This is a genomic window from Kitasatospora xanthocidica (assembly GCF_014656195.1).
Taxonomy (GTDB): domain Bacteria; phylum Actinomycetota; class Actinomycetes; order Streptomycetales; family Streptomycetaceae; genus Kitasatospora; species Kitasatospora xanthocidica.
In genome coordinates this window covers 16410-35389 of record NZ_BNBY01000013.1, presented here as the reverse complement: position 1 = coordinate 35389, position 18980 = coordinate 16410, and the positions used below count along the sequence as shown (strand labels likewise).

At 74.9% G+C, this 18980-nt stretch carries 18 protein-coding genes and 1 pseudogene; 13 read left to right on the top strand and 6 right to left on the bottom strand.

The annotated features are described in order from the left end of the window. Nucleotides 1-88 precede the first annotated feature (88 nt). From IE332_RS22935 to IE332_RS22925, 3 genes are all read left to right on the top strand, one after another. Complete coding sequence (locus IE332_RS22935) at nucleotides 89-1012, top strand: NADP-dependent oxidoreductase (RefSeq protein WP_189919564.1); 924 nt, start codon at nucleotides 89-91, stop codon at nucleotides 1010-1012. Between the two features lie 722 nt (nucleotides 1013-1734). Beyond that, nucleotides 1735-2121 (top strand): hypothetical protein, encoded by a 387-nt coding sequence (locus IE332_RS22930; RefSeq protein WP_189919562.1) that lies wholly within the window; start codon nucleotides 1735-1737, stop codon nucleotides 2119-2121. A gap of 73 nt (nucleotides 2122-2194) precedes the next feature. Then, entirely contained in the window at nucleotides 2195-2578 is a 384-nt protein-coding gene (locus IE332_RS22925) for a VOC family protein (protein ID WP_189919560.1), read from the top strand. A gap of 45 nt (nucleotides 2579-2623) precedes the next feature. Here the strand turns inward: IE332_RS22925 and IE332_RS22920 are convergent, their stop codons facing one another. Beyond that, the gene (locus tag IE332_RS22920; RefSeq protein ID WP_189919558.1) at nucleotides 2624-4450 is read right to left on the bottom strand and encodes a hypothetical protein; all 1827 of its coding nucleotides are present in this window, start codon (nucleotides 4448-4450) and stop codon (nucleotides 2624-2626) included. Nucleotides 4451-4754: 304 nt separating this feature from the next. Here IE332_RS22920 and IE332_RS22915 point away from each other — a divergent pair, with 304 nt between their 5' ends. Continuing rightward, nucleotides 4755-5894, top strand: a complete 1140-nt coding sequence (locus tag IE332_RS22915; protein ID WP_189919556.1) for a serine hydrolase domain-containing protein — start codon at nucleotides 4755-4757, stop codon at nucleotides 5892-5894. 78 nt (nucleotides 5895-5972) lie between these two features. Here the strand turns inward: IE332_RS22915 and IE332_RS22910 are convergent, their stop codons facing one another. Together IE332_RS22910 and IE332_RS22905 are read right to left on the bottom strand one after the other, a co-directional pair. Then, nucleotides 5973-6602: a cysteine hydrolase family protein gene (locus IE332_RS22910; RefSeq protein WP_189919554.1), complete on the bottom strand. Its 630-nt coding sequence runs from the start codon at nucleotides 6600-6602 to the stop codon at nucleotides 5973-5975. A 32-nt stretch (nucleotides 6603-6634) separates the two neighbouring features. Further along, the gene (locus tag IE332_RS22905; protein WP_189919552.1) at nucleotides 6635-7951 is read right to left on the bottom strand and encodes an MFS transporter; all 1317 of its coding nucleotides are present in this window, start codon (nucleotides 7949-7951) and stop codon (nucleotides 6635-6637) included. 167 nt (nucleotides 7952-8118) lie between these two features. On the opposite strand from IE332_RS22905, the gene IE332_RS22900 reads away from it, so the two are divergent. Further along, on the top strand, nucleotides 8119-9057 hold the full coding sequence (locus IE332_RS22900; RefSeq protein WP_189919550.1) for a LysR family transcriptional regulator: 939 nt from the start codon (nucleotides 8119-8121) through the stop codon (nucleotides 9055-9057). 64 nt (nucleotides 9058-9121) lie between these two features. Here IE332_RS22900 and IE332_RS22895 read toward each other — a convergent pair whose 3' ends face one another. Then, nucleotides 9122-9556 carry a nuclear transport factor 2 family protein gene (locus IE332_RS22895; protein WP_189919548.1) on the bottom strand — a complete coding sequence of 145 codons (435 nt, stop codon included), beginning with the start codon at nucleotides 9554-9556 and terminating at the stop codon, nucleotides 9122-9124. 122 nt (nucleotides 9557-9678) lie between these two features. On the opposite strand from IE332_RS22895, the gene IE332_RS22890 reads away from it, so the two are divergent. Continuing rightward, nucleotides 9679-10251, top strand: a complete 573-nt coding sequence (locus tag IE332_RS22890) for a TetR/AcrR family transcriptional regulator (RefSeq protein ID WP_189919545.1) — start codon at nucleotides 9679-9681, stop codon at nucleotides 10249-10251. A gap of 87 nt (nucleotides 10252-10338) precedes the next feature. Further along, on the top strand, nucleotides 10339-11505 hold the full coding sequence (locus tag IE332_RS22885) for a damage-control phosphatase ARMT1 family protein (protein ID WP_229928835.1): 1167 nt from the start codon (nucleotides 10339-10341) through the stop codon (nucleotides 11503-11505). Nucleotides 11506-11570: 65 nt separating this feature from the next. Here IE332_RS22885 and IE332_RS22880 read toward each other — a convergent pair whose 3' ends face one another. Beyond that, nucleotides 11571-14618, bottom strand: a complete 3048-nt coding sequence (locus tag IE332_RS22880; RefSeq protein ID WP_308437597.1) for an ATP-binding protein — start codon at nucleotides 14616-14618, stop codon at nucleotides 11571-11573. Beyond that, nucleotides 14611-14880: a hypothetical protein gene (locus IE332_RS22875; RefSeq protein ID WP_189919543.1), complete on the bottom strand. Its 270-nt coding sequence runs from the start codon at nucleotides 14878-14880 to the stop codon at nucleotides 14611-14613. The genes IE332_RS22880 and IE332_RS22875 overlap by 8 nt, the downstream gene beginning before the upstream one ends. Before the next feature lie 425 nt (nucleotides 14881-15305). Here IE332_RS22875 and IE332_RS22870 point away from each other — a divergent pair, with 425 nt between their 5' ends. The 6 genes and pseudogenes from IE332_RS22870 (at nucleotide 15306) to IE332_RS22845 (ending at nucleotide 18980) form a co-directional block, all read left to right on the top strand. Continuing rightward, entirely contained in the window at nucleotides 15306-16271 is a 966-nt protein-coding gene (locus IE332_RS22870) for an alpha/beta hydrolase (RefSeq protein ID WP_229928834.1), read from the top strand. A 146-nt stretch (nucleotides 16272-16417) separates the two neighbouring features. Continuing rightward, a complete protein-coding gene (locus IE332_RS22865) occupies nucleotides 16418-17212 on the top strand; it encodes a 2OG-Fe(II) oxygenase (RefSeq protein WP_189919539.1) in 795 nt (264 codons plus the stop codon). Nucleotides 17213-17234: 22 nt separating this feature from the next. Beyond that, nucleotides 17235-17744, top strand: a complete 510-nt coding sequence (locus tag IE332_RS22860; protein WP_189919537.1) for an ABC transporter substrate-binding protein — start codon at nucleotides 17235-17237, stop codon at nucleotides 17742-17744. Then, complete coding sequence (locus tag IE332_RS22855) at nucleotides 17741-18136, top strand: hypothetical protein (protein ID WP_189919534.1); 396 nt, start codon at nucleotides 17741-17743, stop codon at nucleotides 18134-18136. The genes IE332_RS22860 and IE332_RS22855 overlap by 4 nt, the downstream gene beginning before the upstream one ends. Nucleotides 18137-18160: 24 nt before the next feature. Beyond that, a pseudogene (locus IE332_RS42425) lies at nucleotides 18161-18490 on the top strand (glycosyltransferase); the annotation flags it as partial. Nucleotides 18491-18713: 223 nt separating this feature from the next. Continuing rightward, a complete protein-coding gene (locus IE332_RS22845; protein WP_189919533.1) occupies nucleotides 18714-18980 on the top strand; it encodes a hypothetical protein in 267 nt (88 codons plus the stop codon).

Below are 18980 nucleotides of genomic sequence, written 5' to 3'. Positions count from 1 at the left end.
ACGTCGCCGAGCCGCCCGGGCCACCCCGGGCGGCGCACGGAACGCGACGAAGAACCGCGAAGAACGACGAAGAACGAGGCAGGACAGCATGCGAGCAGTGGTCGTGGAGCAGTGGGGCGGGCCGGAGAACCTGGTCGAGCGCGAGGTCGAGCGCCCCGAGCCGGGGCTCAACGAGGTCCTGGTGCGGGTGCACGCGGCCGGTGTGAACCCGGTCGACTGGAAGACCCGGGCCGGCGGCGCCCTCATCGAGTGGGGCGACGTACCGGCGGTCGGCTGGGACGTCTCCGGCACGGTCGAGGCCGTCGGACCCGGCGTCGGCCTGTTCCGCCCCGGCGACGAGGTCTTCGGGATGCCGCTGTTCCCGCGCCAGGCGGGCGGCTACGCCGAGTACGTGGTGGCACCGGCCCGCCACCTCGCCCCCAAGCCCGCCCGCCTGACCCACGTCGAGGCCGCGGCGCTGCCCCTGGCCGCGCTCACCGCCTGGCAGGCCCTGGTCGACACGGCGGACCTGCGCCCCGGCGAGCGCGTCCTGGTGCACGCGGCCGCCGGCGGCGTCGGCCACCTCGCGGTGCAGATCGCCAAGGCCCGCGGCGCGTACGTCATCGGCACCGCCAGCGCCGGCAAGCACGACCTGCTGCGCGAACTCGGCGCCGACGAGGTGATCGACTACCGGAGCGTCCGGTTCGAGGACGCCGTCGCCGACGTCGACGTGGTCCTGGACGGCCTCGGCGGCGAGACGGCCGAACGCTCCCTGCGGGTCCTCCGGCCCGGCGGCCGCCTGATCACCCTGCCCGGACCGGACGACGTCCCCGCCGCCCCCGCCGGGGTGCGCGCCCTCTGGGTCCTGGTCGAGCCGGACCACCTCGGCCTGCGCGAGATCGCCGCCCTGGCCGACCGCGGCGCCCTGCGGCCCGTCGTGGAGACGGTCCTGCCCCTGTCCCAGGCCGCCAGGGCCCATGAGCTCGGCGAGCAGGGCCGCACCACCGGCAAGATCGTCCTCTCGGTCGTCTGACCGCTCCGCTCGCCATCGAACGCACGGGCCGTCTGGGCACGTGCGTTCCCTTCCCGGGGGCGGGTGTTCACCGGGGACGGGGGTTTGCGGCGCAGCACGCGGCGGCGGTGGCGCCCGCGGCCGGATCATCTGGGGATGGACCATGTCGCGGGTCCGCACCCGCCGCCGTTCCCGCCGCTCCCGTTCCCGTTGATCCCGGTACTGCCGATCCCGGTACTGCCGATCCCGGTCCCGCTGCCGCCCCGGCCGCCGCACGTCCATCCGCCGGCGCCGCCGCCCCGGCCGCAACCGCCGCCGACCGACTGCGCCTCCACCTCTCCGGCTCCCCCGTCCCCGTCTCCCGTCCACCCCTCGCCCTCGCACTCCGCACCGCCGCATCGGGAGCCGACCGCGACGGCCCCCGCGCCACCTCCGACACCGAGCCCGACGTCGGCCCACGAGGGGGCGCGGCCGACCGTCTCCCGCCCGGCCGCAGCGCCCACCACGGCGAGCCCCGCCCCGGAGGCCGCCCGCCCCGCCGAACCGGCTCCCACACCGACGGCCAGTGCGACCACCACGACGACCTCGGCCGTCGCCGCGCCGCCGCCCGACGGACCCGGCGGGCCCACCGTGCCGGCCATCGCGCCCTCCGTCTGGGCCACCGTCGTCGTCCTCACCGTCCTGCTGCCGGCCGCGCTCGCCGCGGTCGTCGGCCACCACCGCGCGCCCCTCAGGAGCCGCCGTTGAACCCCGGACCGCTGATCGCCGCCGTCGCCGCCGCCCTCCTGGCCACCGGGGCCCTCGCCGTCGCCCACCGGCTGCGCCCGCACTCCCCCGAGGACGAGCCCCCACCCGAACCGCACGCCACCCTCGCCAGCATCGGTTCCGGGCTCCTCTCCGGCTTCACCCTGCTCACCGGCTTCCTGATCGCCACCGGCTGGGCCGCCCGCAGCACCGGCATCACCCCACCGGGCGGCCTGTACGCCGCCGACCTCGCGGCGGGCGGAGCCGTCCTGCTCTACCCGGCCCTGGCCGGACTGCCGTTCACCCCCCGGTACGTGACGGCGGTCTGCCTCTTCGGCCTGCTGGTCGGCTACACGATGGCGCTGGCCCTCCAACTCCGCCCCTGACCGGGTCGCACGGCCGACCGGGCCGTCCGCAGGCCGTTGGCGTTCGGCACGAAGATCGGGAAGACTCACGCCCATGGTCTCGGTATTGCAGAACGTGGCGATCGACTGTACGGACGCCTATGAGCTGGCCCTGTTCTGGAGCAAGGTGACCGGTCGTCCGCTGCACCCGGAGGACCGGCCCGGCTCCCGGGCGACGGAGGTGCAGCTGACGGAGGGCCCGGTGCTGTACTTCAACCAGGTGCCGGAGGGCAAGACGGTCAAGAACCGGATCCACCTCTGCCTGCGCCCCGAGGACTCCCGCGACCAGGAGGTCGACCGGCTGCTCGCCCTGGGTGCCACCCTGCTCAACGACCTGCGGAATCCCGACGGTTCGGGCTGGGCGGTCCTCGCCGACCCCGAGGGCAACGAGTTCTGCGTCCTGCGCAGCGAGTCCGAGCGGGCCGCCACGCCGTCCTGACGCGGGGACGGCGGGCGGCCGGGGTGGCCGAGGTGACCCGGCCGGTCAGGGCTTGGCGGGCGGCGGATCCTGGACGCGGCCCTGGAGCGCCTTGGACAGGTCCGCGACGCAGGCCGCGAGCTGTCCGGTCGACAGCTGCGCCGGGTCGCCGCCGCACCCGCCCGCCGGTGCGGTCGGCGGCGGGCCCGTCGGCTGTGCGGTCGGCGTGGTGGGCGCAGGGGTGGCGGGGGCGGGCTGTCCGCCGCCCGGCGCCGTGATGTCCCCGTTCAGCGACACCAGGTTGGGCGTCACCGTGGCGTCGCCCGACAGGTCGATGTAGTCCTGGGTCTGCCCGTTGAAGTCGACGAAGCCGCGCCACATGTCCCGGCCGAAGGGGACGATCTCCTGCAGCGCGCCGCCCGGCCCTGCGCTGATGGTGATCGCGGTCCGCTGCGCCATGTACGACACCATCCGGCTGGCCAGCACGTCCAGGTTCACCGACGGGCTGTCGTCGCCGCGCACGTACACGTGCAGGTCGTTGAGGCCGCCGCCGGTCCGGTCGGCCTGGAGGACGGCGAACGCCACCACCAGTTGCGAGGAGCTCTCCCGCGGCACCAGCGGCGTCACGTAGTACAGGTGGCCGTCCTCCTTGGAGCGCAGCAGGAACTCGCCCGGGTTGCCCGCGTTCGTGGCCGCCGAGGTGTGGGCGTAGCCGAAGCCGCGGTCGTCCTTGGCGCCGCGGCCGCCGAGCCACTGGACCTCGTGGATCTGCGCCCGGACCACCGAGGCCGGGTACACCGCGCCGGGCAGTGCGCCCGGTTCCACCTCCGCCCGGTAGGTGGTGTCCGGGCGTCCGTCCGGCGAGCCGCGCAGGACCAGGACCCCGGCCGGCTCCAGGACGGTGCGCTGGCGCCAGCCGGTCTGCCGGGCCACCGAGATCACCACCACCGGCCGGGCGGTGCGGGGGTCGGCGCCGTCGCAGTAGCCCCAGATGTCCTGGTCGCTGTAGACGAGGTCGGGGAACCGTTCGGAGAGCAGGTTGCGCAGGCTGACGGCCCCGGATCCGGAGAAGGCCCGGCCGAACGCGTGGTCGCCGCGGAACGCGCAGGTGGCCACGGAGTTCGAGCGGCCGTCCCAGACCGCGACGCCCTCCATCGGCTGCTCGCCGGAGCCGTCCAGGACGGCCGTCCACACCCCGCCGCCCTGCGAGGCGTCGGGCAGGTAGTGCAGGCTGTGCCCCATCAGGTGGACCCCGGAGGTGAGGCCCGCGCTGTCGGTGAGCGCCTTGGTGGCCGCCGCGTAGGAGGCGGTGCGGGCCTCGAAGTCGAAGTCCGGCATCGGTTCGGTCTTGACGCAGGCCGGTACGTCCGCGGTGCCCACCAGGTCGCAGCGGCGGCCGTCGCCGGCACGGGTGTGCTCGGTCACGGGCAGCACCGAACGCGGTGTGCCCGCCCCGCCGGCGGGGATGTCGAGCACGGTCGCCGCCGCGTAGTAGCGGCCCGCGTCCTTGTCGTCGTCCCACAGCCCGGTGCCGACCCGCACCAGCGAGCCGACCACGGCCAGCACCGTCAGCGTCAGCGTCAGGCGCACCCGCCACCCGCCGAACCCCGCGCCGGACTCCTGCGCCACGTACCCGAACGCGCCGACCGTGCCGCACAGCCCGACCGCGACCCAGACCCAGAACAGCGGCGTCGCGTCGAGCACGGAGCCGTGCGGGAACAACTCCTGCTGGAGCAGCAGCACATAGCTCTGGTCCTGCTGCCCGAACCCGCCGAACACCAGGTGCTTGACCAGCCACACCAGCACCGCGACCAGCGGCATCCACAGCCACCAGACGGCCAGCGCCACCGCCCCGCGCCGCAGCGCACCCCGACGGACCGCACGATCGGCCACACGCCCCCCTCTCCGGGCCCCTCCCCGATGCGAACCTCCGATGCTACGCGCCGGACGGCCGCGCCCGCCGGGCAAACGAACCATCAACTCCTGGTAATCCGGCGGCGTTTGCCCACTGATCCCGGCGAGAGGGGCCCGTCCGTTCCGCTCCCTCCGCGCAGGACCGGGCGGGGCGCTTCCGGAACCCTTCCACTCCCCCGCCGAGTTGCAGTCCTTGGACGGGCCCCGCCTCCGTGGGTCCGGGCGACCGGAAGGGGACGTGGATCCGATGGGCGACGCGGGTCTGTTGGGCGAGGTGGGTCCGATGGGAAGCGGAACGGTGCCGGACAACCCGGCGCAGCGGAGGGTCGAGGAGATCCTCGACGAGGTCACCCGCTCCGGTGCGGAGCTCGGGGTGCAGGTCGCCGCCTGGCTGGACGGCGAGCCGGTGGTGGACGCCTGGGCGGGCCTGGCCGACCGGGCGTCGGGCCGGCCGATGGGGCCGGACACCCTGGTGCCGGCCTGGTCGACCGGGAAGGGGGTGGCCGCCGCCCTGGTCGCGGTGCTGGTGGACCGGGGCGCGCTCGCGTACGGGGACCCGGTGGCCCGGTACTGGCCGGAGTTCGGCGCGGCCGGCAAGGACCGGATCACGGTGGGCCACGTACTCTCCCACACCGCCGGACTGCCGCAACTGCCACCGGACGTGACCCCCGAACAGCTGCTGGACCTCCCGGCCACGGCCGCCTGGCTGGCCGCGCAGGAGCCCCTGTGGGAGCCCGGCAGCGCCGTCGGCTACCACGCCTGGACGTACGGGGTGCTGCTCGCCGAGATCCTGCGCCGGGCCACCGGCCGGGGCTGCGATGACCTCCTCCGCGAGGAACTGGCCGGGCCCCTCGGGGTCGCCGACGACCTGCTCTTCCACGTCCCCGACCGCCTGCTGCCCCGGCTCGCCACCTGCGAGGACGGCGGCTGGGCGGCCCGGCTGGAGCGGATGCCGGCCGGGGCGCCGTTCTTCGTCTGCGTCCCGCACGGCGTGCTCCCGGTGGCCGGCCTGGCCAACCGCCCCGACTTCCGCCGCACACCGCTGCCCGCCAACGGTGTGATGACCGCGCGTGCGACCGCCCGGCTGTACGCGGAACTGGCCCACGGCGGCGGGCCGGCCGGGCCCCGGCTGCTCTCGGCACCGACCCTGCGGGAGGCGACCACGGCCAGGGGGCGCGGCGCGGACCGGATGATGGGCGTCCCGTGGACGACGGGCCTCGGCTTCCTGATCGGGGACGACTCCTCGCCACCGGTGCGCCCGGCGGGCGGCTTCGGCCACAGCGGGTCGGGCGGCAGCACGGCCTTCGCCGACCCGGCACACCGGTTCTCCTTCGCGCTCCTCAAGAACCGGATGACCACGAGCGGCCTCGATGCCCGGCTGGCCCACGAGATCCGCACGGCCCTGGGCCTCACGGACAGCTGAGGAACAACGGGCGACGGCCCGATGCCGGAAGGGACTTCGCCGCTTCCCTCCCGGTGTCGGGCATGCCGGTCATGCCGGTCACCGTGGCGCGGCGGACCCGGGGCTGGGGACGGTCCCGAGCAGGGAGCGCAGCCCGGCGGTGTCGACGAGGCGGGCCCGCGTGGGCAGGACCCGGTGGAGCAGGACCTCGTGGACCTCGGGGTCCGGGTCGGCGACTCCGTCGGACAGGACGTACAGCCGGTAGTCGCGGTCGGCCGCGTCGAGGACGGTGGACAGGACGGCACCGCCGGTGCTGAGGCCGGCGACGACCAGGGTGGTGATGCCCCGCTCGCGCAGCCGCCGGTCGAGGTCGGTGGTGGACAGGGCGCCGAAACGGGTCTTGCGGACGACGATGTCGCCCTCCCGGGGAGCCAGCCGCTGGTGGACGGCGGTGACGGGGTCCTCGTGGTGCAGGGCGCGGTGCCGGGCGAGCGGGGCGAAGGAGGTGTTGCCGTCCGGAACCGCGTCCCAGTCGGCCTCGGTGAAGCCGACGCGGACGTGGGCGACGGTGCCGCCGGCCCCGCGCACCGCGGCGACGGCGTCCGCCAGGCGGCCGAGCAGGGCGTCGCGGTCGCCGTCGTCGGGCAGCGCGGCCAGGACCGCGGGCTGGCAGTCGAGGACGAGGAGGGCGGTGTGCGCGGGGGTGGTGTTCACAGGGGTCGTGTTCATACGGGTGGGCTCCTGAGGCGATGGGTGGTGAGTCATGCGCGCCGACCGGCAGGCTCCTGCTGCTCGTCCTCCTGCCCCTGCTCCTGCCCCTGCTCCACCTGGTCGCGTCGGGGCAGCAGGAGCGGGGTCGCCAGCATGAGCAGTCCCGCGACCGTGAGGGCGGTGCGCGGCCCGGTGGCAGCGGCGAGCAGCCCGCCGAGCGTGGTGAGGGTGGCGATGGCCGCCTGCTGGCCGATCGACCAGGCCGACAGGGTGCGGGCGACGAGGTGGCCGGGGGTGCGTTCGAGCCGGTAGGTGGCGAGCACCGGGGTGTACAGGCTCATGTTGACGATGATCGCCAGCTCCACGGCGATCACGGTGACCAGTCCGACGACGCCCGGACGGACGAAGGCCAGGCCGATCAGCCAGACCGCGCGCAGGGTGCCGACCGTCCGGAAGACCCGGTCCCGCCCGTAGCGGGCGACGACCCGGCGGGCCAGCCGGGAGCCGACCAGCCCACCGAGGCAGGGCGCGGCGAACGCGAGGCCGTACTGCCAGGGGGCGAAGCCGAGTTGGCGCAGCAGGAGCACGGCGAGCACCGGCTCGGTGGCCATGATCAGCCCGGAGACGAGCATGTTGTTGAGGTAGAGCGCCCGCAGGCCGGGGTCGCCCAGGATGTGCCGCCAGCCGTCCAGCAGCGCCCCCGACCGGGCCGGGCTCCTGCCGCCCGACCGGGCCGCGCCGTCGCCGCCCGACCGGGCCGCGCTCCCGCCGCTCGGGCGCGGGGGCTCCTCCCGGCCGCCGATCGCGGCGATGCCCAGCGCGGACAGCAGGTAGCTGAGCGCGTCGGCCAGCACCGTGGCGACCGGCCCGAACAGGCCGATCGCCGCCCCGCCCAACGGGGGCCCGACCGCGATGGAGCTCCAGTTCGTGGACTCGAAGCGGGCGTTGGCCACCAGCAGGTCGTCCGGCCGGACGAGCGCCTTGAGGTAGGCGCCGCTGGCCGCCCCGAACGCGATCTTGGCCGCGGCCACCACGACCGACACCACCACCAGCTGGACGAAGCCCAGCCATCCCAGGGCGTAGGCCACCGGGATCGACGCCATGGCCGCGAACCGGGCCAGGTCCATCCCGATCATCACCGGACGCTTGCGCCGGAACTCCACCCACGGCGCGAGCGGCACCGCGATCAGCGCCCCGACCGCCGGCCCGACCGCCGACAGCGCGGACACCTCGGCCGGGCCGGCGTGCAGCACCAGCACGGCGATCATCGGCAACGCCCCGAACCCCAGCCCGGACCCGTACGCGCTCACCGCGTACGCCGCCCACAGCCAGCCGAACCGCCGGCCCAGCCGGCTCCTGCCCCTCATAGACCTCATGCGCCTCATGCGCCTCATGCGCGGTGCGCTCCCCTCGACGTCCCGTTCGAACAAACCGACGTTGACCGGTGAGAGCTAATCGGGCGGCGCAAAGGCAGGTCAAACAACCGTCTGCCGCTCATCGCACAACCACTGGTTGTTCACTACAGTGGGTCGGCGTGGACCTCGAAGCAGTACGCACCTTCGCCGCCATCGCCGAAGCCGGCCAGTTCCAGAAGGCCGCCGTCGACCTGTCCGTCACCCAGCAGGCCGTCTCCAAACGGGTCGCCGCGCTCGAACGCGACCTCGGGGTACGCCTCTTCATCCGCACCCCGCGCGGCGCCGAACTCACCATCGACGGACAGGCGTTCCTGCCCCACGCGCGCGAACTGCTGCGCGTCGCCGAGCGCGCCGTCGCCTCCGTGCACACCGGCCGCCGGCCCCTGCGGGTCGACGTCATCGCCTCCCGCGGCGGCGCGGCCGGCCTGATGCGCGGCTTCCACCGCACCCACCCGGACATCGACCTCGACGTGGTCATGCTGTTCGAGATCGAGGCGGCCGTCGCCGCCATCCGCTCCGGTGCCCTCGACGCGTCCTTCCGCGCCGTCACCGCGCCCGGACGGCCCCTCCCCGACGACATCGCGGCCGTCCGGGTCCTCGACGAACCGCTCCAGCTGCTCACCGGCCCCGCCCACGCCCTGGCCAACGCCAAGTCGGTCACCCTCGCCGACCTCGTCGGCCACCGGATCTGGATGCCCGGGATCGTCCCCGGCACCGAATGGGGCGCCTACTACGACGACCTCGTCGCCGAGTTCGGCCTCACCATCGAAGCCACCGGCCCCAACTTCGGCTCCGACGCCCTCCTCGACACCATCGCCGAGACCCCCGCCCTCGCCACCTTCATGGGCGAACGGACCCGCCACGTCTGGCCCGCCCGCCACGGCCTGCGCCTCATCCCCGTCACCGACCCCACCCCCGTCTACCCCCACTCCCTCCTCTGGCACCGCGACAACCCCCACCCCGCCCTCCCGACCCTCCGCGCCCACCTCGCCGCCGCGGCCGACGGCAGTCGCGACGGCGCGCGGACGTGGGTACCGGAGTGGGTCCACCCCCGCTGAACGGCGGCGGGAGCCGGGCGGCGAGCGGGAGCCGGGGGCCGGCGACCGAGCGCCCCCGGCGGGGTCAGCCCAGGGCCTCCACCAGCTCGGCCAGCCGTTCGCCGGCCACGGCGAAGGCCAGGTGGTCGTGGTAGTCGCGGCTGTGCACGATCAGGCCGTCGCGGACCCGCAGGACCTGGATGTTCGCGGATTGGAAGGTCCGCCCGGTCTCCCGGTGGCGCACCTGGTAGTCCCATTCGGCGACGACCACCTCCGGGTCGTCGGTCTCCCGGACCACCACGTTCTCCGCCCGCAGTTCCAGCGGCGAGTGCTCGGCGACCTGCGCGAACCGCTCCGCGAGGACGGCGCGCCCCTCGTAGCGGCGCGGACCGACCGGTTCGAAGACGGTTTCGACGACGGTGTCCTCAGCGTAGAGCCGGGTGACCTCCATGAACCGTCCTTCACTGATGCCCGTCAGCAGCTCGTGGAAGACCTCGCGCGGCGACAGCGTTTCGGACATGATCAACCCCCAGAATCGTGTCGCTAGAATCGGACCAGCGACTCCGCTTAGAACGATACGGACTGACCACTCCGGTTGTCCACAGGTAGTGCCGCGCTCACCGCGGACGGAAAACGGGTGCCATGAACGACGCTTCGCCACGACCGCTGCGCGCGGACGCGGCCCGCAACCGCGCCAGGCTGCTCGACGTCGCCACCGAGGTGTTCACCACCCGCGGCGTCGGCGTGCCCACCGAGGAGATCGCCCGCGCCGCCGGGGTCGGGGTCGGCACCCTTTTCCGGCACTTCCCCACCAAGGAGGCGCTGCTGGAGGCGGTCGTGGTCCGCCGGCTGGAGACCATCACCGCCCGCGCCGCGCAGCTCGCCGCCGAGACCGAACCCGCCGAGGCGTTCTTCGCCTGCTTCCGGCTGGTGGTCGAACAGTCCGCCGGCAAACAGGAGTTCACCCGGGCCCTCGCCGAAGCCGGGGTCGACGTGCACGCCTCCCTGCGGGAATCCAGCGACCAGATGCGCGGCCGGCTCGCCGAACTCCTGGCCGGGGCGCAGCAGGCCGGCGCGGTCCGCCCCGAGGTCGGCCTGCCGGAACTGATCGCCCTGCTCGTCGGCGTCGGCGCGGCGACCGAGCACCTCGCGGCCGACCCCGCGGCCCGCGAACGCGTCTACGACGTGGTCTTCACCGGACTACGACCGCACTGACCGCCGCCACCCCGGCCGGGCGGCCCACGCATAGGACCCGCCCGGACGACCCCTTCCGACGGCCCGCACGAGAAACGAGCCCCCACCGTGCCGCACGCGCCCGAGATCCGCAGCAACGTCCCCGGGACCTTCGCCTGGAGCGTCTTCCACGAACGCCACCCCGCGCTCGTCCGCCAGGTCCTCGACGCCCTGCCGTACGGCCCCACCGAACGGGCGGCGGTCGAGCGGCTGCTCGCGGAGAGCACCACCGGCGTCCTGGAGCCGCTGCCCGCGGACGCGCCCGACGCCGCCCAGTGGCTGCGGTGGGGCGACGGCCGGTGGGGCGAGCCGTGGGGCGAGGCGCCCTTCCTGTGGGCGGAGAGCTACTTCTACCGCCGACTGCTCGACGCCACCGGCTACTTCCGGCCCGGAGCCTGGCACGGCGTCGACCCGTTCGCCCCGTTCAAGGCCACCGAACTCGGCGGAACGGCGGTCGACGGCGAGTTGGCCGCGCTGGACGGACTCGACGCGCTGCCGCACGACCGGCGGGCGCACGCCCTGCTCTCGTCCGCCCTCTGGGGCAACCGCGCGGACCTCAGCTTCCGGATCACGGCGCGGGCGGCCGGGACGACCCCGTCCGACCTGCTCGCCGACGACAGCGCGCTGCTGTGGGCCGCGCTGGAACGGGCCGACGGCGGGCGGGTCTGCGTCGTCGCCGACAACGCGGGCCGGGAGCTGCTGCCCGACCTCGTCCTGATCGACCACCTCCTCGCCCGCGGCCTCGCCTCGCAGGTCGGCCTGTACGTGAAGCCGCAGCCGTACTTCGTGTCGGACGCGACCATGACCGACGTACTCGCCGCCCTCGACCGCCTCCGCACCGCACCCTCCCGAGCCGCCTCCGACATCGGCGAACGGCTCTGGCGGGCCATGGGCGACGGCACGCTCGTGGTCCGCACCCACCCCTTCTTCTGCGCGCCACTGCCCTACCACGTCCTGCCCGCCGACCTCCGGGCCGAGTTCGCGGGCGCGGCACTGACGATCCTCAAGGGCGACCTCAACTACCGCCGCCTGGTCGGCGACCGGCTCTGGCCGCCGACCACCCCGTTCACCGACGCCACGGAGCACTTCCCGTCCCCCGTCGCCGCCCTGCGAACCCTGAAGTCGGACGTCGTCGTCGGCCTCGACCCCGCCACCCTCACCCGCCTCGACACCACCGGCACCCCCTGGCGCACCACCGGCCACCACGCCGTCATCCAGGTCACCGCCCACCGGTAGCCGGGGCAGCGGACGTCCGGCTCCCGGCGCCGGGAACGGCCCCGCGCGTGCGGGCACCCCCGGAGTCAGCCCGCCTCCACCTGCCGCGCGATCCGCTCCCGCATCGCCGCCGCGCGCGGGTCGTCGTACCCGGCGGCGGCCAGGAGGGCGAGCGCGTCCTGGCGGTGGCGGGCCGCGGACAGGTCGTCGGGGGGCAGCGCGGCGGCCAGGGCGGTGAGGGCGAGGGCCTCGTGCCAGGGGTCGGCGAGGTCGCGGTGGGTGGTGGCGGCCCGGCGGAGGAAGGCGGCGGCTTCGGTGGGGCGGTCGAGGTGGCGGTAGGTCTCGCCGGCGCCGTGCCAGGCTTGGGCTTCGCGGCTGCGGTCGCCGAGGCGGCGGTGGAGGACGGCGGCGCGCTGGTAGGAGTCGAGGGCGTCGGTGTGCCGTCCGTCGGCGCGTTGGGCGTCGGCGAGGGTGAGGAGCCAGAAGCCTTCGAGGCGGTGGTCGCGCAGGTTGAGGGCGATGTCGACGGCCGCGTGGGCGGCGGCGAGTGCGCCGGCCGGGTCGCCGTTCTCGCGGCGGATGTCGCTGAGCAGGCGCAGGGCGTTGCCTTCGCCGCGCTGGTTCTTGAGTGCCCGGTGGACGGTCAGTGCTTCGTCGACGGCCGCCGAGGCCTCGGGCAGGCGGCCGGCCCGGTAGCGGGCACTGGCGAGGTTGGCGAGGGTGGTGGCCTCCCAGTGCGCCTCGCCGAGGAGCCGGAAGGCGGCCAGCGCCTGCTCGAAGTACCCTGCGGCCGGGCCGAGTTGTCTCCGGTGCAGGTGGACCAGGCCGAGCAGGTTGAGGGCGTGCGCCTCGTTGGGCCGGTCGCCGAGCTCGCGCCAGAGCGCGAGTGCGGCGCGGTGGTGTTCGAGGCTGTCGTCGAGGGCGTTGAGGCGGGTGTACGCCATGCCGAGGCCGGTGAGCAGCAGGGCCCGGGCGTGGTCGTCGCCGAGGCGGGCCGCCGCGGCCAGGCCGGCCTGGCCCGCCGGGGGCCAGTCGGCGCCGGGGGCGGAGGGGGCTTGGGCGTTCCAGAGGACGGCGGCGAGCTGCCAGGTCCGCCGGTCCTCGCCCGCCGCGGCGGCCGTGTGGACGGCTTGCAGGAGGTTGGCGCGTTCGCGTTCGGCCCAGTCGACGGCGGCGTTGTAGTCGGCCAGGACGGCCGGCTGGACGCCGTCGGCCGGTGCGTCGAGGGGCAGGCGGGCTTCGGCGGGGCGCAGCCACTGCTGGGCGGCGTCGGCGGTGTGCAGGTACCAGTCGAGGACGCGGTGCAGGGCGGCCCGGCGTTCGTCGGGGGTGTCCTCGCGGTGGGCCTGGCCGGTGGCGTAGGCGCGCAGGAGGTCGTGGAACTGGTAGCGGTCGGGTGCGCTCTGTTCCACGAGGTGGGCGCCGACGAGGGCGTCGAGGAGTTGCCGGGTGCGGTTGGGCGTGAGGTGGGCGAGGGCGGCCGCGGCGTGGAGTCCGAAGTCCGGGCCGGGGTGCAGGCCGAGGCGCCGGAACAGCCGGGCGACCTGGTCGGGCAGGGCGCGGTAGGACCAGGCGAAGACGGTACGGACGGCGTCGATGTCCTCGTCCTCGCCCACGCTGAGGGCGTCCCAGAGGGCGGATTCGTCGCGCAGGTCGGCGATCAGCTCGGCCAGGCCCATGTGCGGCAGGCTGGCGGCGCGTTCGGCGGCGATCCGCAGGGCGAGGGGCAGTTGGGCGCAGAGGCGGGCGAGTTCGGTGAGCTCGGCCGGGTCGTCCTGGGGCCGGTGGCCGGCGGTGACGGCGCGCAGCAGCGCGACGGCCTCGGCTTCGGGCAGGGTGCCGAGGGTGAGGCGGCGGGCGCCGTCCCGTACGGCGAGGCCGGACAGCCGGCTGCGGCTGGTGACGAGGACGAGGCTGCCCGCGGTGCCGGGCAGCAGGGGGCGGACCTGGCCGGCGGTCGCGGCGTTGTCGAGGACCACGAGGACCCGGCGGTCGGCGAGCAGGGAGCGGTAGAGGGCGGCGGCCGCGTCGGGGTCGTCGGGGACGGACCGGGCGGGCACGCCGAGGGAGGTCACGAAGTGGTGGAGGGCCTCCTGCGCGGTGACCGGACGGCCCGGGTCGTAGCCGCGGAGGTTGACGTAGAGCTGCCCGTCGGGGAAGCGGTCGCGGGCCCGGTGCGCCCAGTGCAGGGCGAGGGAGGTCTTTCCGGCGCCGGCGGTTCCGGCGATGACGACGACGGAGGCTTCGGCGCCCTCCCCCGCCCCTCCGGTGAGGGTGGCGTCCAGGGCGCGGAGTTCGTCGACGCGGTTGACGAAGCCGCGGACGTCGGCGGGCAGCTGGCGCGGTTTCGGGGTGGTGCCGTCCTGGCCGGGCGGGCGGTGGAAGTGGATTCCGCCGCGGACGTCCCGTGCCTGCACGACGTCGTGCGCCGAAGACCCGGACACGGCGGAATGCGTCATTCCCGGGCCGCCGGTGCTCCCACCGTTCTCGTCCGCCACGGTGCTCCAATTCTGTGTGGGTGGGGGCAGGGGTGCCACTTCGCGGTCGAAGTAGCTGAGGACGTCCTCGCCGGCCTCGTGGAGATCCTTGATGTAGTCCTCCCACCGGCGGACGAGATCGGGATCGGTGTAGCGGACCGCGCCGACGGGAATCCCCGTCTCCGAGTACAGGACCTGGTAGGCCGTTCGGCCGCCGAGAATGACGATTTCCGGCAGCGGCCCGAATTCCTCGGCCCCGGAGTCGACGAGCGCCCCGGCGTCGAGGATGCGGATCCGCTCGCCGCATTCGGCGCGGATCCGCAACGAGTGCAGCTCCCACTGCAGGTAGGCCGACAGCGGCCGCTCGACCACCCGGACCCGGTGGAAGAAGGAGCCGCGCTCCTCGTCCTCCCGCCCGATCTCCAGCAGCGCCGCGCGCCGGCCCTCGAGCAGGCGCAGCGCCTCTCCCCAGTCGCCCCGGCGCACGGCTTCCCAGCTGGCACTTCCCTGCTCCTCGAAGTGCTGGCGCCGCTCCAGCTTCCAGGAGTCCCGGCCGCGGACCCGCGCGTCCCGCTCACGGAAGTCCCGCTTGTAGTCGTGGCGGGCGAGGACCTCGCCCCACTCGGACCGCAGCTCGGGGGCCCGCCGATCAGGCATCCGCGATGTCCGCTTTCGCCACGCTCAGCATCAGGCCGGGGATGACGACGAGCCGCTCCCCCGGGCCCAGGGCGACGCCGTCCGGGAGCCGGCCGCTGTAGTCCTCGGTGAGGTCCCGGCCGATCACGGCGATATCGCCGTTCGAAAGCTGCCAGATGTCCGGGCATTCGTCCCGGCCTTCGGACGTCCCGAGCTCTTTCGCGGATTTCCCCAGGCGCCTCTCCAGCGAAGCGGAAGGATCGGCTTCCCATCCAGCAGCCATGCCTGCCCCCATTGATATTGCTCCCGGCGTGGAGCCGCGGGTTCAGCATCTTACACCTGATGAGGGGTCAGGGAAATATTCGGAGATTCTCCATGTACTCCTAAATGATCACCATCGCGGCACAATCGGCCTGCTTTGCGACGGTATTCGACCGCGCCGGGATCCCGCGCCCGCGGGGCCGCGATCCGGTGCGCCCCGCACACCACCCGGCGGGCGGGGCGTGCGCCGTGGATCCGACACCGTCCGGCCCCGGGACGGCGGGTACGGCTCGGGTACGAGCCGCCTCCGCCGGTTCGGGTGGCAGGCTTTCGGGTGGCAGGCTTTCGGGTGGCAGGCATTCGGGTGGCAGGCTGGGGCGGACGGGGCGCCGCCGGGCGTCCTTCGGCGAAGGGGGCGCAGTGGTGAGTGGGGCGGCGGACCGACGGGTGCCTCCACTGGATCCGCAGCTGCGGGCCGCGTTGGCGGCCGCCGGCGGGCGGGCCCGGGAGGTGCTCACCCCGGAGGGCCTGACGGCATGGCAGGAACGGGACGCGGCGGCCCGGCCCCGCCCGTCGCTCGACCGGCTGCGCGACGGCGGCCGGTTCGCGGTGGAGGAGCTGCGGGTACCGCGGGCCGACGGCGCGGGCGAGGTGACGCTGGTCAGCGCGCGACCCGCCGGGGCCGGCCCGGAACTGCCGCTGCTCTACTACCTGCACGGCGGCGGGATGGTGACGGGCAACGCGTGGTCCGTCCTGCCCCGGCTGCTGCGCGGGTGGGCGCTGCCGCTGGGACTGGCGGTCGTCTCCGTCGAGTACCGGCTGGCACCCGGCACCCGCTTCCCCGGGGCCGTGGAGGACTGCTACGCCGGTCTCGTCCGGGTGGCCGACCAGGCGGGGGCGCTGGGCGTGGACCCCCGGCGCATGGTCATCGGCGGGAAGAGCGCCGGCGGCGGGCTGGCCGCCGCCCTGGCCCTGCTGGCCCGCGACCGCGGCGGGCCCACGGCGATCGGACAGCTGCTGCTGAGCCCCATGCTCGACGACCGCGGCGACACCTTCTCCAGCCACCAGCTGGCCGGCCACGACACCTGGGACCGCACCTCCAACGCCACCGCCTGGCAGGCCCTGCTCGGCGACCGGTACGGCGCCGCCGACCTCTCCCCGTACGCCGCCCCGGCCCGCGCCACCGACCTGTCCGGGCTGCCGCCGGCGTACGTCGACGTGGGCTCCGCCGAGACGTTCCGGGACGAGGCCGTCGGCTACGCCAACGCGATCTGGCAGGCGGGCGGCGAGGCCGAACTGCACGTGTGGCCCGGCGCCTGCCACGGCTTCGACACCCTCGCCCCGCAGGCGGCCCTCACCGGCGACGCCCACGAGGCCCGCACCCGCTGGCTGCGCCGCGTCCTCCGACGGTGAGCCCGAGGGGGCGGCCGGGCGCCCCCTCAACGCCGTGTCCGAATGCCGCCGGCGTCCGTCCTCGGCGGACGGCATCGTCGGAGGTGCACACCCTGGTGAAGGGCGGCACGAGGCCGCCGGCAACAGGCCGAAAGGACACCGGACCGATGACCGTCCACACGACGACGGACCGCCCACCGGGCGAACTGCCGCTGGTCGGCGAAACGTCGCCCACCGACACCGCCCGGCCGCCCGTCCCCGCCGTCGGCCGGCTCGACCGCACCGACTGGGCGGCGCTGGCCGCCGACCTCGACGCCTACGGCCACGCCCTCACCGGCCCGCTCCTCACCCCCGCCGAGTGCCGGGCGATCAGCACGCTCTACGACGAGCCCGACCGCTTCCGCACGACGGTGGACATGGCCCGCCACCGCTTCGGCTCCGGCCAGTACCGCTACTTCACGCACGACCTGCCGTCCCCGGTGCGGGACCTGCGGGCCGCCTTCTACCCCCGGCTGCTGCCCGTCGCGCGCGGCTGGGCCGCCAAGCTGGGGGCGCCCGCGCCGTGGCCCGACGAGCTGGACGCGTGGGTGGAGCTGTGCCGGGCCGCCGGGCAGGTCAAGTCCGCGCAGATCCTGCTGCGTTACGGTCCCGGTGACTGGAACGCGCTGCACCGCGACGTGTTCGGCGAGCTGGTCTTCCCGCTCCAGGTCGTGATCGGGCTCGACGCGCCGGGCACCGACTTCACCGGCGGCGAATTCCTGATGACCGAGCAGCGCGCCCGCGCCCAGTCCCGCGGCTCGTCCACCACCCTCCCGCAGGGACACGCCCTGGTGTTCACCACCCGCGAGCGGCCCGTCCCCACCAAGCGGGGCTGGTCGGCCGCCCCGATGCGGCACGGGGTGAGCACCGTGCGCTCCGGCCGCAGGCACGCCCTCGGCCTCGTCTTCCACGACGCCTCGTGACCGCTCCTCCCAGGAAAACACCATGACCCGCACGACCCGTACGGACCCACCCACCGCCCCCGCTCCGCACACCGGCGCCGAACTCCACGCCCTCATCGGCCTGTTGACCGACTCCCGGACCCGCGTCGAGACCGTCGCGATCGGCCACAGCCGCGACGACGCCTCCCGTACCGCCGTCCGCGCGTTCGCCGAGGCGTGGCGGGATCACGGCGGCGAGGTCCTCACCGAGGTGGACTGGCCGGAGGACGCGGCCTCCTGGCTGCGCCCCGCCCGCCGGCTGACCGCCCAGTCCCCCGACGCCTGGGTGGTCGCGGCCGCCGTCCCCGGCTTCGCCCGACTCGCCCACCGGCTGCGCCGGTCCACCGACTTCGACCCGGCCCGCACGGTCGCCTTCGCCTCCCTCGCCGACCCCCGACTGCCCGCGGTGGCCGGCCCCGGGACCCTGGACGGGCTGCGCGGCGCCACCACGGACGGCGGCACCTGGGACGTGGCCGACGGCCGGCTCACCTCCCGGAGCGGGGTGAGTGGGTGAACGCGCTGATTCCCCGCCCCACCACGGAGGTCGCGCCCGGCGCGGTGCACGTGCCGGACTGGCTCACCCCAGACGAGCAGCGCGCGCTCGTCGCCGCCTGCCGCACCTGGGCCACCGGCCCGGTCCCGATCCGGCACACAAAGCTGCCGCGGCGGCGTCATGTCCGTACGGACCGCATCGGCTGGCACTGGCAGCCGTACCGCCTCGGCGGCCCTTCCCGCTACGTCCACCACGGGGTGCCCAGGGTCCGTCCGGGCACGGCCGACCCCGCCTGCGGTCTCACCACCGGCCGGCCGAGCATCACCATGCGGGTCACCGGCCTCGGCGACGAGCCCGGCCCTCGAGGCGGCAGGGCGGCCGCCCCCGGACGTGCCCGGTCGGGCAAGCGGTAGTGCCCTCGCGGCAGCCGTACGGCCCTGGCGGCCCGGGGCCGGGCCTGCTCTACTGCCCGGAGGCGGACGGGCACACGGGCACACCGGCAGGTCGTCAGCTGGGCGGCGAAGGCCAAGAACTCCGGCTGGACCATCAACCTGTGGACGGACCGCAACAGCACCTGGCGCACCGCCGACACCCTGCGCGTCAAGTTCACCGGGAAGCTACGGTTCCGCTCCATCGAGGAGGCGCTGGACGACCGGGTGCGGGAGGTCTACACCACGGCCACCACGGGCACCCCCAAGGCGTACCCGCTGGCCTCGGACATCGCCCGCTACTGCATCCTGAAGGAGCACGGCGGGGTGTACGCCGACGTCGACCTGGGCTCCGGCGACATCGACCTGCAGCGGACGCAGCCCCGGCTCCGGGCGAACGACGTCCCCGTGCTCGGCCCGCTCATCCGCGACGCCCAGAGCCTGAGCGGCACCCTCGAACACGCCGGGGCCGAACCCGTCACCGGTGCCCCCACCGGCGAGCAGATCCGGATCGCGGCCCGGTACCTGCTGGACACCGGGGGCTACGGCCCACTTCATCGCCGTGCAGAAGAACTCCGCCGTGATGGAGAAGATGATCGCCCAGGTGTCCGCCGACGTCTCAGGCCTCGACGCCGCCGAGCTCCACATGGTCGGTCCCGCCGCGACCGGCCCCTTCAAGCTCATCAGGGTGGTGGATCAGCACCTGAGCACGGAGTTCGGCGTCGAGAGCCTGCAGACCGGCGAGCACGGCCTCTTCCAGACCGCCGGGCGGCAGTTCCACGAACACCTCCAGTGGCTCACCACGGAGAGCGAGAACCAGAACTACTGA

What these genes read in the sequence shown, in the direction of transcription:
- IE332_RS22935 (WP_189919564.1), top strand. Translation starts at nt 89, where the DNA reads ATGCGAGCAGTGGTCGTGGAGCAGTGGGGCGGGCCGGAGAACCTGGTC.
- IE332_RS22925 (WP_189919560.1), top strand. Translation starts at nt 2,195, where the DNA reads ATGGTCTCGGTATTGCAGAACGTGGCGATCGACTGTACGGACGCCTAT.
- IE332_RS22915 (WP_189919556.1), top strand. Translation starts at nt 4,755, where the DNA reads ATGGGAAGCGGAACGGTGCCGGACAACCCGGCGCAGCGGAGGGTCGAG.
- IE332_RS22910 (WP_189919554.1), bottom strand. Translation starts at nt 6,602, where the DNA reads ATGAACACGACCCCTGTGAACACCACCCCCGCGCACACCGCCCTCCTC.
- IE332_RS22905 (WP_189919552.1), bottom strand. Translation starts at nt 7,951, where the DNA reads ATGAGGGGCAGGAGCCGGCTGGGCCGGCGGTTCGGCTGGCTGTGGGCG.
- IE332_RS22895 (WP_189919548.1), bottom strand. Translation starts at nt 9,556, where the DNA reads ATGTCCGAAACGCTGTCGCCGCGCGAGGTCTTCCACGAGCTGCTGACG.
- IE332_RS22890 (WP_189919545.1), top strand. Translation starts at nt 9,679, where the DNA reads ATGAACGACGCTTCGCCACGACCGCTGCGCGCGGACGCGGCCCGCAAC.
- IE332_RS22880 (WP_308437597.1), bottom strand. Translation starts at nt 14,618, where the DNA reads ATGCCTGATCGGCGGGCCCCCGAGCTGCGGTCCGAGTGGGGCGAGGTC.
- IE332_RS22875 (WP_189919543.1), bottom strand. Translation starts at nt 14,880, where the DNA reads ATGGCTGCTGGATGGGAAGCCGATCCTTCCGCTTCGCTGGAGAGGCGC.
- IE332_RS22865 (WP_189919539.1), top strand. Translation starts at nt 16,418, where the DNA reads ATGACCGTCCACACGACGACGGACCGCCCACCGGGCGAACTGCCGCTG.
- IE332_RS22860 (WP_189919537.1), top strand. Translation starts at nt 17,235, where the DNA reads ATGACCCGCACGACCCGTACGGACCCACCCACCGCCCCCGCTCCGCAC.